Raw genomic sequence first — 15771 nt, forward strand, 5'->3', positions numbered from 1 at the left:
TCGCTTAAATGCTTATGATCTTATTATCCTCCATAGATTTTTCTTTACCCTTACAGAATCCTGTTATCATTTTTTCACTGGTTCTGTTTATTATTTTATTTGCACCGATCATCTTCAACAAAATAAAAGTACCTCATATCATCGGCTTAATCATAGCCGGGGTTATTGTGGGGCCTTATGGTTTAAACCTGCTGAAAAGAGACAGCAGCATTGTCTTGTTTGGCACCGTGGGTTTGTTGTATATCATGTTTCTTGCCGGATTGGAAATTGATCTTGCAGAATTTAAAAAGAACCGGAAACGGATCCTGATATTTGGTTTACTCACCTTTTTATTTCCGTTGGTATTCGGTACACTGGCAAGTTATTTTGTGCTTGGCTATGGTTTTTTATCCTCCCTGCTGCTCGCAAGTATGTTCTCGACCCATACACTGGTTTCTTATCCTATTGCTAGTAAATACGGCGTAACGCGCAACAGAGCGATAAGTATGACCGTGGGGGGAACGATGATTACCGATATTCTTGCCCTGCTCATTCTGGCGGGAATTGCGGGGATGACCAAAGAAGGTGTGTCTTCCGCTTTCTGGCTGCAGTTGGGCTTATCTACCGGAATTTTCGTGGGCACTGTTTTTGCCGTGTTCCCAATCATCATCAGGTGGTTTTTTAAACATTTCGAAGACAGTATTTCACAATATATATTTGTGCTGGCCATGGTCTTTCTTGCTTCATTCCTTGCTGAAGTTGCAGGTATTGAAGCCATCATTGGCGCATTCTTTTCTGGCTTGGTACTCAACAAATTTGTACCGCATACCTCACCATTAATGAACAGAATAGACTTTGTAGGTAATGCCCTGTTTATTCCGTTTTTCCTGCTTTCTGTGGGGATGCTGGTAGACGTTTCCGTGTTGGTGAAAGGCTGGGCGGCTTTAAAGGTTGCCGGTGTGATTCTTTTTGTTGCCCTGGTGACCAAGTACCTGGCCGCCGTGTTAACCCAAAAAATCTTCAAGTTAAGTGCGACGGAGGGAAAGATGATTTTCGGATTAAGTTCATCTCATGCCGCTGCTACACTAGCGATTATTTTAGTAGGATATAACATTATTACCGGGGAGACGGCTTCAGGTGAACCGATCAGACTGTTGAATGAAGATGTGCTTAACGGTACAATTTTATTGATACTGGTGAGCTGTGGTGTAAGTTCTTTTATTGTTGAGGATGCTTCAAAAAGAATGGCATTGGATCAGGACCAGGAGGGGGCTAACGGTAGTACGGAGCAGTTGGATGAAAAGATTTTAGTGTCATTGGCTTATCCTGACATGGTTACGCAGCTTGTTGATTTTGGCATCATGCTGAAACAGAAAAAAGACATTACTTCCATTTATGGACTAAATATCATTGATGATGAAAATGAGGCCAGTAATGCTGTCAATTCAAAGAAAATCCTTGGAAAGGCCCTTAGCCATGCTGCTGCATCAGAAAATAACGTCATCCCAATTACCAGGTATGATTCAAGTATCAGTAATGGCATTGTTTACACCATTAAGGAACACAACGTGAGCGATGTGGTGATCGGATTGCACAACCAGGCGGATCAACATACTTTTCTTGGAACTAAAGCCGAAAGCATCATCAAAAGGGTATATGAAACCATATACATTTATAAACCCACACAGCCGCTTAACACTTTTAAAAGAATTGTTGTTGCCGTACCGCCTAAAGCAGAAACTGAACCCGGCTTTTTACATTGGTTGAGGAAACTCATGATGATCGCTAAAGAGGCTGGTATACCATTAAATTTCTATGCTACGGACTATACTAATCGTTTAATCAAGCGAATTATGGATCGGTCGCCAGAGGTGATCAATGTAAATTTCACCGAATTCCACAATTGGGATGATTTTCTCATTTTTAGCAGGGAACTGAAACCGGATGACCTCTTTATCATCATTTCTTCACGTAAAGGATATAGTTCTTATGTGCCTCAGTTTAACAAACTTCCTTATTACCTGTCTCATTATTTCCTTAAACAAAGTCTGATTTTGTTGTATCCTAAACAACTGGAGTCGGGGATCAATATGGGAGATGTAGAGCAGTCGAACAGTGAGTTGATTGAAACAATTTCTGATCAGATTGATGCCATTGGAAAAGCAGGTAAATACGTTAAAGGGCTTTTCAAAACTAAATAGGGTGGGGAATAGAAAGGCAGGGAGGAATATTGAAAACTGTAGGTGAAAAAATAATTTCCTTTAATAAGAAGATCAACTATACTGGGAAGTTACCTGAGGGATATGGTGTGCTTAATCCTTTTGGTGAAAACTCTGAAGCAGTGCTGGTTATGGAGAAGTTTTATCGCAAATTTTACAATGATCATCACAACAGGAAATTTATAATAGGAATTAATCCAAGCCGACATGGAGCCGGATTGACAGGTGTTCCCTTTACAGATACAAAAAGACTGGATCAAGTATGCGGTATCCAGATGCAAACCGTAGCATCCCATGAGATTTCTTCGGTCTTTATGTACGATATGATTGCTCAATATGGTGGAGTTGATAAATTTTATAGTCGGTTTTACATTAATTCTCCCTTCCCGCTGGCAATCGTTAAAGCAAACCATCAAGATAAACTGCTGAACGCAAATTATTATGACGACAATACGTTGTTTGAGATGGTGAAACCTTTTATGACAGAGATGCTCAAACAGCAAATCGAATTTGGCTTGATCACAAAAAAAGTTTATGTGCTGGGTAAGCGAAATGCATTGTTTCTAAACAAGATCAACAAGACAGAAAAACTATTTGGTCAACTCATTACCTTGGAACACCCGCGCTTCATACAGCAATATAAATTGAGATACAAAAATGAGTATATAGACAAATACTTAACGCTATTGGATGCTGCAGACGATGCTTTATGACGCCTCCGTATTTTCAGGCAGTTGCAGGAATACCCTGAAGATCGAACCTTTACCGGGTTCACTCTCCACAGTAATTTTTCCGCCAGAAAATTTTAAGATTTCATTCACCAGGTAAAGCCCAACGCCATTTCCTTCCACTGCGCTTTTTACCCGATGGTGTTTTTTAAATATAGAATGCTGGTCTTTGGGGTCAATACCAATCCCGTTGTCAGCTACGCTAATGACCATATAGCCAGGTTCGGTATAGGTTTTAATGAGTACTTCAGGCGTGCGGTCTGGAGAACAGTACTTGAGTGCATTGCTGACCAGGTTATAAATGATACTGCGCAGTTTTCGCCTGGCAAAGGTGATCTCTGAAGGGCCGATCTCTGCTTTAATGATAGCTTTAGACTCCTGGATCTGCGAGGCCAGGGTAAGCCTTACATCTTCCAGGATATTTTCTAAATCAAGCATTTCTTCCACAGCCTGATACCGGTATTCATGCCAGCGCGACTCCACCAGTTCATGAATAATTTGTTTCATCTTATCCAGGCTGTTTTCCACTTTTTTTAGCAGGGTGGGAAATCTTTCCATTCCTTTTTCCGGTACCTTTTTCAGTAGTTCAATGGAGATGCCTAAAGCCGTAAGTGGGTTTTTGACGTCGTGGGCAATGGTATCAAGCAGCAGTTCATGTTCTGCGATCAGCTTTTCCTGTTCTTTAAGGTCTTTAATCCGCGTGTTGATGTCTACAAAAGTGATAATTACGCCGTTAGCCTTGTTTTCCTTACGGACCAGATATGGAATAATATTCATTTGGTACCAGCGCAGGTCGGTCGTCTGAATCTCTTTCTCTAAAATTTCTCCGGTTTCCATTACCTGCTGGATGTTGTCAATGATCGTCGGGAAACGAAAATTGTCGGCGACATCTGCCAATGGTTGCCCTACATGCTCCTTTTTAAGCTTAAACTGCTTCATCGCAGGAGGCGTAAATTTACGAAGCACCAGCTGTGCATCCACAAAAAGCTGTGGGATGATGGTGTTTCGAAAATAATTTTCGAGTTCTTCATTGAGTTCGATCAGGGCACTGATCTGTTCATTTTTGTTTTGCATAGCCGGGTGGTAACACTGTCACGCGTATTAGGCGGCCAAGATAAGTATAAAAGCATCAAAGTGTCAAAGCAGCATTCATAAACAGACAATTTAAAGATAAATATCATGAACACTTGTAAACAGATAAATCTCAAAATAGTTTAAACAAAATGGTAAGTTTAGTGATTATTGTTTAGGTTATTGAATTCCAAATTCTGTCTCGGAAATGCAAGCTTTAAAGGCCATATATCAACATCCGTTATTAACCACAAAGGAACTTCAAACAATTTTTGAGGCCCATAAAAAATATAGATTTAACAAGGGTGATTTCATACTTAAGAGCGGACAGGTGGCAAACGCTTATTTTTGTGTGGAAAACGGATTAATCAGGTCCTATGTGTATGATTATAGCGGTAATGACATCACGACGGGATTTATTGGTAAAAATGATATCGCCATTGACATGGTTTCCTTATTTCAAAGGGTTCCTACGGTTGAGTACTTCCAGGCATTAACTGATTGTGAATGTTATGCCATTGATCTGGAGTCTTTCCAGATTTTGTATCACTCAATCAAAGGGCTGAACGAATGGGGGCGATCCTGGATGGCTGAAAGTTTATTTGAATTGAAACAACGCACCATTTCCATGATTACTGATTCTGCCAGCGAACGTTATAAGAGGTTACACCGTCAGCATCCTCAAATATTACAACAAGCCCCGTTAAAGTTTATTGCCAGTTATTTAGGTATTACAGACACTTCACTAAGCCGTATCAGAAAAGAGCTTGTAAAAGAGATCTAACGTATATTTCTTGTCCTATGGCAAGTAGATTGGAAGAAGTTAGCCTTAATTTTGATTTCAATACCTTAATACAAAAGTTATGGAAATACGTGAAATTATATTTTTGCTATTTGATGTATTTTGGAAGTTAGTGAAATCCGGTATCGTTATTAATGGTACAGTTGAACTACGGAACCCCGAAAGTGTAGTTGCTGTTTTGGGTATCATTCTATTGGTAGGCGTCTTACTGTATGCCATTCCTAAAACACTTTTTATTGGAGCACTATTACTTGTATTTATGTTTATTTTAGATGGTGCAATTGCTACAATTGTTCACATCGAACACCTTAACTTATCCATGCCTTATTCCCGTTTTGCGTTGGGATATGACGAGGGAGTGCTTAAAAAAGTTGAAACAACAAAAACCGGCGACTTTTATAAAATCAATTATCAATTATCAATTCATTTTTAAATTTAAAACTAACGTTATGAAACTCAATCCCTATCTTAATTTTGACGGAAATGCAGAGGAAGCTTTCCGTTTTTACCAATCCGTTTTCGGTGGCGAATTATTTATCCAAAAAATGGGCACTGCTCCTGGTACCGAAAACATGTCTGAAGAGGAAAAAAACCTGGCGATGCATGTTTCCTTACCTATCGGCGATGGCCAGTTTTTGATGGCCTCAGATTGTGTATCATCTCAGGGCCATGTATTACAGGTGGGTAATAACAATTACATATCGTTATCTCCTGACAGCAGGGAAGAAGCAGATCGGATTTTCAATGCCCTTTCTGAAGGAGGAATTGTTGAAATGCCAATGGAGGATATGTTTTGGGGAGATTATTTTGGTTCTTTCAAAGACAGGTACGGTGTATGCTGGATGATTAACTTTGATAATAAATCAGTTGATCAACAAGCTTCAGATAAAAACACCGCTGCCACTTCCATCCACTAAGCTCAAACAAATGCTTTTAGAAATTTAAATATCAGATTATGAAACGGTTATTTCTTCTTTTACTGACATCGCTACTCGCTGTTGGTAATCTGTCGGCACAAACTGATACAAAAAGTACAACAACGGTAGCTCCAGCAAACGGAAAGGATTTCTTGCTCAACTATTACCAGCAAACTTTTGATGCGCTTCAAAAAAGTGTGGAAGGTTTAAGCGAAGCTCAGTTAAATTTCAAACCTGCAGCAGATAGATGGTCCATTAGCCAGTGCCTGGAACATATCGTGATGACAGAACAAATGATTTTTGATTTTGCCAAAAAAGGGATGGAAGCACCTGCAAATCCCGAACGTAAGAAGGATGTTAAAATGAAAGACGAGGATGTCATTAAAGGGGTGACCGACAGAAGTTTCAAAGCAAAAGCTCCGGAAAACATAGTTTTGAAAGGGAAATACCTTGATGCCAACATTGCGCTTACTGATTTGCAAAATAGCAGGAAGGCTGTTTTGGGGTATCTTGACAGTGTTTCTGTAGAAGATTTACGTAATCACATCGGCGACTCGCCTATGGGGCCTGTAGATTCTTACCAGGCGTTGTTGTTTCTTGCTGGTCATACCGCAAGACATACGGCTCAAATAGATGAAGTAAAAGCTGATGTGAACTTTCCAAAATAAGTTCCGCTCGAAAAAGCTTTGTGGAACGTATAAATTTTGGAGTTAAAATATGGCCCGGCAAATTGCCGGGCCATATTTATATCAGGCTATTCCATACGCGGCATTAACAAATACCTTGCTCCAGCCTTAAGGTAAATTGAAGGAACACCAGAAAGTCAAGGGAACAATAAGGGATGAGTCATCCGTCGCTTTTTATCTAACCCGGTTATAGTAAAAGTCGATCTTTTGTTCCTTTCCCTTGTTTTTGCCTTCAATCCAGGCGTGGAGCTGGTCTTTGCCGGTAAAATGATAAACAATGGTTTGCGGGAAATCATGCGCTGGATTGGAAAACGTGAATTTACGGTTATCGGCGCTAATTAATTTGAATTGAACTGCTTCACCTGCATTCTGGTTTTCTACAATTGGAGTAAAGTAAATTGCATTTCCATTTAATACCAAGCGGGCATTCTCCTCAGGAATGGTGTCCTTCCCATTAATTCGGTAAGCTTTACTGGCCAGTTCAGATTTATTTACCTTGATCCAGCTTTCACAAATTTTACCAGTCTTTGTCTGCATTTCCCAGGTCCCCCCAATTAAGGGATAAAGTTGTTTAAATGTGCCGGGTTGATAAGCGTTTAATGCAGTCAATAGAAAGGTGATCACAATGCTTAAGGTCAGTTTCATAGTTTAAAAACGGGTAATTACTGGTTTGCAGGAGAACATTTAAAAGTACGAAGATAATTGTTTGGTAACCGAATTTGTTTTGTCAAGGGTGACGAACCAACGCTGAAATTGCAGAAAAATAGCTTGTTAATTAGAATTAAATTGTAATTTCGGGTACGTACACAGGTTGCCTTAAGGAATGAAACTCCTGACGATAAACCTTTATCCCACAATCGACATGAATAGAACCATTCGTATTCTTTTAGTTTTAGCTGCACCTTTTTTATTGCTGCCGCTCATCAGCTATATTCATAAGACTGAAAACGCAACTATGGAGCCCCTTAAGCAATACGCCTTTGGAAATGTAATTGATACCAATCGCATTCAAACAAAGACGATAATTGATCGGCTAAATGGTCCCTGGGAGTTACTGTGGGGACCGGATAATCAGCTGTGGTTTACTGAACAAGATGGGAAGATCAGTAAAGTTGATCCTAAAACAGGGAAAAGGACAAACTTGATCCATATCCGTGAGGTTTATAAGAAAAGACTGGCGCTATTGAGTATGGCTATCCATCCGGATTTTAAAAAGCATCCTTTAGTATTTGTAAATTATATTTATTTAAAGGATTCATTAGTTTTTAATAAACTGGTCAGGTATGATTATGCGCCTGATACTTTAATTAATCCATTGGTATTGATGGAATATCCTGCGTCTACAGGTCATATGGGATCAAGGATGCTGATTGCGCCTGATGGGAAGCTGCTTTGGGCTACTGGTGATGGCCAGTATCGTAAAGATGCCCAGGACTTGAATAGTGTGAAAGGGAAATTGCTGCGCTTAAATATTGATGGAAGTATACCAGACGATAACCCGATAAAAGGGAATCCGGTTTGGGCTCATGGATTTAGGGTGCCCCAAGGTATGACTTTGTCTACCAGCGGTAAACTCTACACCGCAGAGCATGGCGATGCCATTGGAGATGAAGTGAACCTTGTTCTTAAGGGTGCAAACTACGGCTGGCCTCACATTGAGGGGAAAGCGGATCTTAAAGAGGAGCTGGCCTTTGCCAAAGAAAATAACAGTAAAGATCCGCTTTTTGCCTGGACGCCTACTGTTGCCCCGGCAGGTTTGGCTTATTATCATTCCGATGCCATTCCTGAACTAAAAAATGCTTTACTGATGGTTACCTTAAAATCGCAGTCTTTAAGAATTCTAAAACTTAATCCTGCAGGCGATAAAGTGATTTCAGAAACCGTTGCCCTGGAACAAAAATTCGGAAGATTAAGAAGTATTTGTGTGTCACCTCAAGGAGAGATCTTTGTTTCTACCAGTAACAGGGACTGGAATCCAGGTCCTGGTTATCCAAAATTAACCGATGATAAAATCATCAGGATTTCTTTTGCTAAAAAGGCGCCTTTAAACGCTAAGGCGATCCCTGTAAAAAAGAAACCTGTAGTCAAAACCCAGTCCGGAGTCACTAAAACATCTTCTGGTGCTGTAGTTTACAACAACTATTGCAGCTCTTGTCATAAACCAAACGGTGAAGGTATTCCCGGGATGTTTCCTCCGTTAAAAAATGCGCCGCAGTTTATAGGCAAAAAAGATCAGTTTATTAAAATTCTTTTAAAGGGTTTATCGGGCCCAATTGTAGTGAAGGGCGAAAAATATGATCAGCATATGCCTGGTTTTAATTTTTTAACCGATGCACAATTGGCAGATGTAGCGACCTACGTCAGGACCAATTTTGGAAATCAGGGAAGTAAAATAACTGCAGCGGAAATTAAGGCAGCCAGAAGTCTTAAGTAAAGTTTTTTTTTCTAATTTTATTTAGCCCTTTTTTGTGCAACTAATTAATTGCGTATATTTGCAACTGATTGGTTGCTAGTAAAGCGAATTAAAATGAGAAGAGACGTATTTCAGGCAATCGCTGATCCGACCCGCAGAGCTATCCTGAGCTTAATTGCACTGCAGGCAATGACACCTAATGCCATTGCTGATCACTTTGGCAGTAGCAGGCAAGCCGTATCAAAGCACATCAAGATCCTTACAGAATGCCAGCTCCTGAAACAGGAACAATCGGGTAGAGAGATTTTTTACCATCTAGATCCCGGGAAAATGAAAGAGCTGGATAGCTGGTTAGCGCCGTTTCGAGCGATGTGGGAGGACAGGTTTAATCAATTGGATGATGTATTACACAATCTAAAAACCAAGAATCATGAAAACACTTAAGCAAACAGAAATCTCTAAAGATTTAACGAACAACAAGGTTCATGTGGTAAGGGAATTTGATGCCTCACGTGAGGAAGTATGGAGAGCGTGGACAGAAAGCGAGTTGTTAGATTTATGGTGGGCTCCCAAGCCCTGGAAAGCGAGAACAAAATATATGGATTTCAGAGAGGGAGGCCATTGGCTATATGTGATGGAAGGTCCTGACGGGGAGAAATCCTGGTGTCGCAACGACTACAAGATCATCATACCCCATCAATCTATTACGGCGGTTGATGCATTTTGTGATGAGAACGGTGTTCGCACACCTGATTTTCCATTAATGTACTGGAATAATGAGTTTTTAGAAACGGATTCAGGTGCAAAAGTAATTGTTGAACTTACTTTTGACTCTGCTGCTGATCTGCAAAAAATTGTGGAGATGGGCTTTGAAGAAGGCTTTACAGCTGCCCTTGGTAATCTTGACGAATTACTGGCGAGAGATTAAATTAAATGGGCTGCATCACCTTCGCGATGCAGCCCATTATCCTATGTTCTTAATTACTTCAACATACCGGTAATGATGACTTCTTTGAACTTCTCCGCTAAAGCTGTCGTCACTTCGCCCGCAGTACCATCACCAATGAGTTGTCCGTCGATTGCTGTAACTGGCAGAATATTTTTAGTTGAACTAGTGATAAATGCTTCTTTGCATTGACGTAAATCTTCCAAATTGATATCTCTTTCACTAATGCTAAATCCGCTGTCGCTCATCTTCAAAAGCTGCTTCCTTACCACACCTTTTAAAATACCACTAGTAGTAGTGATCACTTCATTATCCTTGGTTACGATGAAAAAGTTTGCTCTCGGGCATTCTTTCACTATCCCGTTATAATGATATAAGATATCGTCTGCTCCTTGTTGCTTCACTAGCGGTTGTAACCTGATCGCCATCAGGTAATCCAGGGTTTTAACCTGAGCAAGCTGGCGCTGGTGCTCATGGGTCATCAGCTTAATCCCTTTTGAATTGAAGTCTGGGTTACTGAATGCAGACTGGGTGATGATCATATTGGGCTCCGCCAGGGTATAACCATCCGGAGAATAGCCACCGGTTAAGGTAATTCGGATACCGGAATCGTGCAAGTCATTCTTTTCCATCAGGGTGAGCAGCAAGGCTTCAAGTTCCGTTCTGCTTTTATGAATGGGCAGGTGCATTTCTGCTGCTGAATGAAAGAAACGATCCAGGTGATCGTCTATAAACATCAGCTGACCATCAATCGTTTTAAAGAAATCAAAAATGCCATAGCCTCTTTGGATGGCCAGGTCTGTAATTAATACCGATGCAGCTGCTGCAGGTAAAAAGTCGTCGTTAACGATAATGTATTTACTCACGTTAAATAAAATTACTGTTTTTTAATTGCATTGTACTTTTTTAATATAGGGATCACCTTTTCAAGCGGAAGCGCTTCTACCTTCCCTTGATTGCCTGTCGTGCTTACCCCTGCAAACAGAGAATTTATAATAGCTTCTTCTGTAGCTTCAATAGCTGCCATGAAAAGTGGTGAAACCTGGTCGTTCAATAATTCTTCAACTTGCTTCAGTGACTGTTTAGATTGATGGGGGACACGCAAATTTTCTGCTGTTGAGAAGGCGATTACATAATCGCCGCTGCCATTAGATGCGATGCCGCCAGTTTTAGCCAGGCCCATAAATGCACGTTTGGCAAGCCTTTCTAAATTTCGGCTATCCAGTGGAGCGTCTGTCGCAACGATGATCATACAGGAACCATCCGCATTATTCATCAGCTTATCGCTGAAATTAAACTTTCCAAGCTCCCTGCCCACCGGAACCCCATCAACCTGCAATACACCGCCAAAGTTACTTTGAACCAATACACCTACAGTATAGCCGCCAAGACTTTTTGGCAACAGGCGCGATGCGGTGCCAATGCCACCTTTAAATCCAAAACAAACAGTTCCTGTACCGGCACCAACTGCACCTTCAGTAACGGCTGATTTTGCGTTTTTAAGGGCAGCTAATACGTCATTTTTAGTAATGTTCCTGCCTCTGATATCATTCAGGTAACCATCGTTGGTTTCCCCAATAACAGCATTTACTGATTGTATGGTTTCATTACCTTGTTGGCCAAGGGTATATTCCACCACACCGTCAATGCCGGCAGCAATGCTGAGGGTATTGGTTAAAATGATGGGTGTTTCCAGGTTACCAAGTTCTGCCACCTGGGTACTGCCAGTAAGTTTGCCAAAGCCGTTTCCGGCAAAAATGGCCGCTGGAACCTTGTTTTGAAAAATGTTCCCGTCAAAAGGCAGGATCGCAGTGACACCCGTTCTGATATGATCGCCTTTAATTAAGGTGGTATGTCCAACTTTTACACCTGCAACATCAATTATCGCATTTTGCTTTCCTGTAGGAATAACGCCAAATTGCAACCCATAATCCCTTGCTCGTTTTTTTTGTTGGGCGGTTACGTGCTGAGCGGTACATAGAATTAAGATACAAAGGAATAGGTTCTTCATAAAGACATTTAAAGGTTGCTAATGTATCAATTCCCTAAATATAAACTAAATTTAAGGCTCTTTATTCTTAATTCCTGGTCAGCAAGTATTGTGTGGTCTTTCGCTCTTTCATACCTTCCATGGTGTCATACCTTTCAATTAATATTGAATTATCATCTGGGAAGGTCAGTTTTAAAGATCAGCTGCCATTGCTTTTTCATCCCAGGCACCTTCTAAAGTTAAAGTGCCGGTTCCCATATTTGTCAACGAAGTGAGGCTGAGTTGTTGATTAATGGTGTTGAAGCCAAGTATACTGATAGATTGATAGTCTATGCCCATCATCGATCATTGGCACTTTGTCGGCACTCATCCACATGGTGATCTCTACTTTGAAATCTCCAGTGTATTTTTCCAATTTTTGATGAAAGCTTCCTGGAGTCATATAAGTTACCCATCGGTCAGTTTCCTTTTGTGAATAAGCATTTAGGGAAAGGAAGACCATAAAAAGTATAAGCAGTTGTTTCATATTGTTTTAAGGTGGGAGCGTTACATACAAATATTAGTCTTTTAATTGATATTTGACCGGGTAAAGAGAATTATAAAAGTGTAAAATCTTGTTTGTAATTGTGTAGTAATATATCAGTTTTCCTGATTAACTTATTTAAAAGATGAAGAATGGAAAACAGCTTTAATCACCGGGAAAGGGTACCCGTTAATCCGTCCGTACTGCGCATTCTCTGGACTTTATTGATAGCCGCAGGCTGCCTTTTAACTTATTTTGCTAAAGGCTTTTTTACTGGATACTCATCCCGCCATCAATAACTTGTTCTGTGCCGGTTAAATAAGAAGATTCATCAGACGCTAAAAAAGTAACCAGGCAACTTACCTCTTTAGGGTCGGCCAGCCTGCCCAGTGGTATCATTTTGATGACGTCTTCGCCGCCTTCAACTACAGTTGCCGCTCTCATCGGCGTTTTAATATAGCCGGGATGTACAGAATTTACACGGATGTTGTTGGCGCCATATTCTACCGCTGCAGCTTTTGTCATGCCCCTGACTGCAGACTTGGCGGCCATGTAAGCCAGGCTTGGAAATCCATGAATCGCGATGATCCCTGATATGGAGGATATATTTACAATAGAACCTCCTCCGGCTTTCAACATTGATGGGATGATGTATTTCATTCCATAATAAATTGAATGCTGATTAATGGCGCAAACTTTAAGGTAGTCATCTTCACTTAAATCTGCGGTGTTGCTAATCGGGCCCAATATCCCGGCATTATTTACCAGCACATTGATAGCGCCAAATTTGCTTTCCCCTTCTGCAATGACTCTTTTCCAGTCTTCCACATTTGTGACATCATGCCTGATAAAAATGGCGTTTTCTCCCAGAGTGGATGCTATTTTCAATCCCAGGTCCTCATTGATATCAGTCATGATGACTTTAGCGCCCTCAGTAACAAACATTCTTGCATGAGATTCTCCCATTCCCTGACAAGCTCCTGTGATAATGGCGACTTTGTTTTCCAGCCTTTTCATGTTTTTGATCTAATTCAGTATTAATTTATATAACCCGCATTTAAGCCAAATGTTCTTTTGCATGCTATTTGAATAGAGTGAATACAATAGGATGTGTACCTGAGTAAATGACCTTTTTACTTCAGGTAAGTACCACTGACAGGCTGCTCGGATTCCTATAAATCAGTTGCCTTAGTGTATTGTTTACGTACCCTTAAAATTAAAAATTTGCTAACTTATACTTTGGACTATCTAATTAATTATATATTAGTCTTGTATTTAATCATTATTATTATAATTGAGCAGAAACAAACTTTCTGCATAAGAATTACCAAAATGAATGTTATGTGGAATCAATCGCTAATTAAAAAATTCAAAATGCTACTCCTGGTCGTAAGCGTAATGTTCATCCATTTAAACGTTAAAGCCGAAGAAATCAAATCAGTTGATGTTGTTGTGTATGGTGGGAGTTCAGCGGGCATCATTGCTGCTTATACAGCAAAGAAATTGGGCAAAACGGTGATCGTCATTGAACCTGGCAAGTATGTCGGCGGTTTAACCACCGGTGGCCTTGGTGCAACAGATATTGGTAATAAATTCGCCATTACTGGATTAGCCAGGGAGTTTTACCGGAAATTGGGTAACCATTACGGAAAATTAGAACAATGGACTTTTGAACCACATGTGGCAGATAAAGTTTATGCTGACATGATTAAGGAAGGCAAATTAAATGTAATGAGAAACCTGAGATTAACTGGGGTGACAAAAAAGGATGGTTACATTACAGAAATTAGCCTGGAGGTTTCTGATCAGCCTTCAAAAAGCACTAATAAAACCATCAAGGCTAAAATGTTTATCGACTGCACCTATGAAGGTGATCTGATGGCAAAGGCCGGTGTGTCTTACACTATTGGAAGGGAGGCAAACAGCATGTATGGGGAGACTTATAATGGTGTGCAGCTTTCAGATTTTCACCAGTTTCCTGATGGCATTGACCCCTATAAAATTCCTGGGAAACCTGAAAGTGGTTTGCTATACGGCATCAGTGACGCTACCTTGAAACCTATTGGCAGTGGTGATAAATTAATTCAGGCCTATAATTTCCGTTTATGCTTAACACAAAATAAGGATAATAAAATTGATTTCACCCGTCCGGATAACTATAATCCTGAGGATTATGCTTTACTAACGAGGGTCATTGAAAAAGAAAAATGGGTGGGAATTGATGGCAAATTCACCATTAAAAAACTGACTGGTAAAAATGAAATAGAGAATAAGGGAAATTTCCTGATTAAACACATGCCCAACGGTAAAACTGACTTTAATAATTTTGGTGGCTTTTCTACTGATATGATCGGTGCGAACCATCAGTACCCTGAGGGTGATTATGATACCAGGAAAAAAATATGGAAGGCACATGAAGACTATACAAAGGGGATGTTGTACTTCCTGGCTAACGACAAAGCTGTACCTGAGTCTGTGAGAAAAGACATGAGCTCCTGGGGTTATGCCAAAGATGAGTTCAAGGACCAGAATGGATTTTCGAACCAGTTATATGTCCGCGAGGCCCGTAGAATGGTTAGTGATCTGGTGATGACTCAAAAACATTGTGAAGGGGTAGAGGTGGTAGATGATGCAGTGGGTATGGCGGCCTATGGCATGGATTCCCATAACATTCAACGCATTGTCATCAATGGGATGGTTAAAAATGAGGGTGATGTCCAAAAGCCAGTCAGGAATTCTTTTCCTATTTCTTACCGGGCAATTGTTCCCAAACAAGCGGAATGTAAAAATCTGTTGGTTCCTGTCTGTTTATCTGCATCACACATTGCCTTTGGTTCCATCCGCATGGAGCCTGTATTTATGGTAATGGGGCAATCTGCTGCTACCGCTGCGGTAATGGCTATTGATGCCGGACTTCCGGTTCAACAGGTAAATGTTAAAACACTTCAAAAACGTTTGACTGGAAATCCCTTGCTTAACAATAAACCTTTGGAAGTTCTGGTGGATAATGATGATAAATTAAATATGGAAATAGCGGGCGACTGGAAGCGCGTTGGGGGTGGCTACAGTCGTAGTTTATTGCTGTTTGATGCCAATTCTACAAAGGTGAGCACTGCCAGATTTGTTCCCGAGATTAAAAATAACGGTAAACATGAGGTGTATGTATATATTCCTAAGATTACTGGTAGAACCAGCCAAACCAAGTATAAGATTTTTGATGGCAAATCAAATCGTACCACCTTATTAAAAACTGCTGATATCATGGAATTAGGATTAACTTCTGGTGAATGGGTAAGTTTAGGTACTTATCAACTAACAAAAGGTAAAAATGCTTTTGTCGAAGTTTCCACTGAGCATGCCGATGGTTTGGTAACAGCAGATGCTGTTATTTTCAAACCGATATAATACAATAACTTATGTTGCTGATGATCCTATCATCAGCAACATAAGCTTCTTCAACCATCATGAGCATACCGCTCATAAACAGAAATGAATTG

General features: G+C 40.4%; 16 protein-coding genes. 10 read left to right on the forward strand and 6 right to left on the reverse strand.

Features of this window, described 5'->3' with window-relative positions; all coding sequences use genetic code 11:
- The first annotated feature begins 8 nt into the window (after positions 1–8).
- Both WG905_RS01120 and WG905_RS01125 read left to right on the forward strand, forming a co-directional pair.
- Positions 9–2180, forward strand: a complete 2172-nt coding sequence (locus tag WG905_RS01120; RefSeq protein WP_339589844.1) for a cation:proton antiporter — start codon at positions 9–11, stop codon at positions 2178–2180.
- Positions 2181–2209: 29 nt separating this feature from the next.
- Positions 2210–2911: an SMUG2 DNA glycosylase family protein gene (locus WG905_RS01125; protein WP_339589845.1), complete on the forward strand. Its 702-nt coding sequence runs from the start codon at positions 2210–2212 to the stop codon at positions 2909–2911.
- Here the strand turns inward: WG905_RS01125 and WG905_RS01130 are convergent.
- Positions 2906–4000, reverse strand: a complete 1095-nt coding sequence (locus WG905_RS01130; protein ID WP_339589846.1) for a sensor histidine kinase — start codon at positions 3998–4000, stop codon at positions 2906–2908. The genes WG905_RS01125 and WG905_RS01130 overlap by 6 nt on opposite strands.
- A 205-nt stretch (positions 4001–4205) precedes the next feature.
- Between WG905_RS01130 and WG905_RS01135 the strand changes: the two genes are divergently transcribed.
- The 4 genes from WG905_RS01135 to WG905_RS01150 all read left to right on the forward strand — a co-directional run bounded on the left by WG905_RS01135 (position 4206) and on the right by WG905_RS01150 (position 6384).
- Complete coding sequence (locus WG905_RS01135) at positions 4206–4781, forward strand: Crp/Fnr family transcriptional regulator (protein WP_339589847.1); 576 nt, start codon at positions 4206–4208, stop codon at positions 4779–4781.
- 79 nt (positions 4782–4860) lie between these two features.
- On the forward strand, positions 4861–5232 hold the full coding sequence (locus tag WG905_RS01140; protein WP_339589848.1) for a DoxX family protein: 372 nt from the start codon (positions 4861–4863) through the stop codon (positions 5230–5232).
- A 16-nt stretch (positions 5233–5248) separates the two neighbouring features.
- On the forward strand, positions 5249–5716 hold the full coding sequence (locus tag WG905_RS01145; protein WP_339589849.1) for a VOC family protein: 468 nt from the start codon (positions 5249–5251) through the stop codon (positions 5714–5716).
- 38 nt (positions 5717–5754) lie between these two features.
- Positions 5755–6384, forward strand: coding sequence for a DinB family protein (locus WG905_RS01150; RefSeq protein WP_339589850.1), 630 nt, complete (start codon positions 5755–5757; stop codon positions 6382–6384).
- A 192-nt stretch (positions 6385–6576) separates the two neighbouring features.
- Here the strand turns inward: WG905_RS01150 and WG905_RS01155 are convergent, their stop codons facing one another.
- Positions 6577–7047 carry a DUF6265 family protein gene (locus WG905_RS01155; RefSeq protein ID WP_339589851.1) on the reverse strand — a complete coding sequence of 157 codons (471 nt, stop codon included), beginning with the start codon at positions 7045–7047 and terminating at the stop codon, positions 6577–6579.
- A gap of 217 nt (positions 7048–7264) precedes the next feature.
- On the opposite strand from WG905_RS01155, the gene WG905_RS01160 reads away from it, so the two are divergent.
- From WG905_RS01160 to WG905_RS01170, 3 genes are all read left to right on the forward strand, one after another.
- Positions 7265–8836: a PQQ-dependent sugar dehydrogenase gene (locus tag WG905_RS01160; RefSeq protein WP_339589852.1), complete on the forward strand. Its 1572-nt coding sequence runs from the start codon at positions 7265–7267 to the stop codon at positions 8834–8836.
- 93 nt (positions 8837–8929) lie between these two features.
- Positions 8930–9259: an ArsR/SmtB family transcription factor gene (locus WG905_RS01165; protein ID WP_339589853.1), complete on the forward strand. Its 330-nt coding sequence runs from the start codon at positions 8930–8932 to the stop codon at positions 9257–9259.
- Entirely contained in the window at positions 9246–9743 is a 498-nt protein-coding gene (locus tag WG905_RS01170) for an SRPBCC family protein (RefSeq protein WP_339589854.1), read from the forward strand. The genes WG905_RS01165 and WG905_RS01170 overlap by 14 nt, the downstream gene beginning before the upstream one ends.
- A 53-nt stretch (positions 9744–9796) precedes the next feature.
- On the opposite strand, the gene WG905_RS01175 is transcribed toward WG905_RS01170, so the two are convergent.
- The 4 genes from WG905_RS01175 to WG905_RS01190 form a co-directional block, all read right to left on the reverse strand.
- Positions 9797–10627: an aminotransferase class IV gene (locus WG905_RS01175; protein ID WP_339589855.1), complete on the reverse strand. Its 831-nt coding sequence runs from the start codon at positions 10625–10627 to the stop codon at positions 9797–9799.
- A gap of 11 nt (positions 10628–10638) precedes the next feature.
- Positions 10639–11772: a DmpA family aminopeptidase gene (locus WG905_RS01180; protein WP_339589856.1), complete on the reverse strand. Its 1134-nt coding sequence runs from the start codon at positions 11770–11772 to the stop codon at positions 10639–10641.
- Positions 11773–12040: 268 nt separating this feature from the next.
- Positions 12041–12277: a hypothetical protein gene (locus tag WG905_RS01185; RefSeq protein WP_339589857.1), complete on the reverse strand. Its 237-nt coding sequence runs from the start codon at positions 12275–12277 to the stop codon at positions 12041–12043.
- A gap of 267 nt (positions 12278–12544) precedes the next feature.
- Complete coding sequence (locus WG905_RS01190) at positions 12545–13291, reverse strand: glucose 1-dehydrogenase (protein ID WP_339589858.1); 747 nt, start codon at positions 13289–13291, stop codon at positions 12545–12547.
- A 357-nt stretch (positions 13292–13648) separates the two neighbouring features.
- Between WG905_RS01190 and WG905_RS01195 the strand changes: the two genes are divergently transcribed.
- Positions 13649–15679, forward strand: coding sequence for an FAD-dependent oxidoreductase (locus WG905_RS01195; protein ID WP_339589859.1), 2031 nt, complete (start codon positions 13649–13651; stop codon positions 15677–15679).
- Positions 15680–15771: the final 92 nt, after the last annotated feature.

Source organism: Pedobacter immunditicola, from assembly GCF_037482985.1.
GTDB lineage: Bacteria > Bacteroidota > Bacteroidia > Sphingobacteriales > Sphingobacteriaceae > Pedobacter > Pedobacter immunditicola.

Coding starts and splice junctions, on each gene's coding strand:
- WG905_RS01170 (WP_339589854.1), top strand. CDS start 9,246: ATGAAAACACTTAAGCAAACAGAAATCTCTAAAGATTTAACGAACAAC.
- WG905_RS01165 (WP_339589853.1), top strand. CDS start 8,930: ATGAGAAGAGACGTATTTCAGGCAATCGCTGATCCGACCCGCAGAGCT.
- WG905_RS01185 (WP_339589857.1), bottom strand. CDS start 12,277: ATGAAACAACTGCTTATACTTTTTATGGTCTTCCTTTCCCTAAATGCT.
- WG905_RS01160 (WP_339589852.1), top strand. CDS start 7,265: ATGAATAGAACCATTCGTATTCTTTTAGTTTTAGCTGCACCTTTTTTA.
- WG905_RS01180 (WP_339589856.1), bottom strand. CDS start 11,772: ATGAAGAACCTATTCCTTTGTATCTTAATTCTATGTACCGCTCAGCAC.
- WG905_RS01190 (WP_339589858.1), bottom strand. CDS start 13,291: ATGAAAAGGCTGGAAAACAAAGTCGCCATTATCACAGGAGCTTGTCAG.
- WG905_RS01155 (WP_339589851.1), bottom strand. CDS start 7,047: ATGAAACTGACCTTAAGCATTGTGATCACCTTTCTATTGACTGCATTA.
- WG905_RS01130 (WP_339589846.1), bottom strand. CDS start 4,000: ATGCAAAACAAAAATGAACAGATCAGTGCCCTGATCGAACTCAATGAA.
- WG905_RS01120 (WP_339589844.1), top strand. CDS start 9: ATGCTTATGATCTTATTATCCTCCATAGATTTTTCTTTACCCTTACAG.
- WG905_RS01150 (WP_339589850.1), top strand. CDS start 5,755: ATGAAACGGTTATTTCTTCTTTTACTGACATCGCTACTCGCTGTTGGT.
- WG905_RS01195 (WP_339589859.1), top strand. CDS start 13,649: ATGCTACTCCTGGTCGTAAGCGTAATGTTCATCCATTTAAACGTTAAA.
- WG905_RS01140 (WP_339589848.1), top strand. CDS start 4,861: ATGGAAATACGTGAAATTATATTTTTGCTATTTGATGTATTTTGGAAG.
- WG905_RS01135 (WP_339589847.1), top strand. CDS start 4,206: ATGCAAGCTTTAAAGGCCATATATCAACATCCGTTATTAACCACAAAG.
- WG905_RS01145 (WP_339589849.1), top strand. CDS start 5,249: ATGAAACTCAATCCCTATCTTAATTTTGACGGAAATGCAGAGGAAGCT.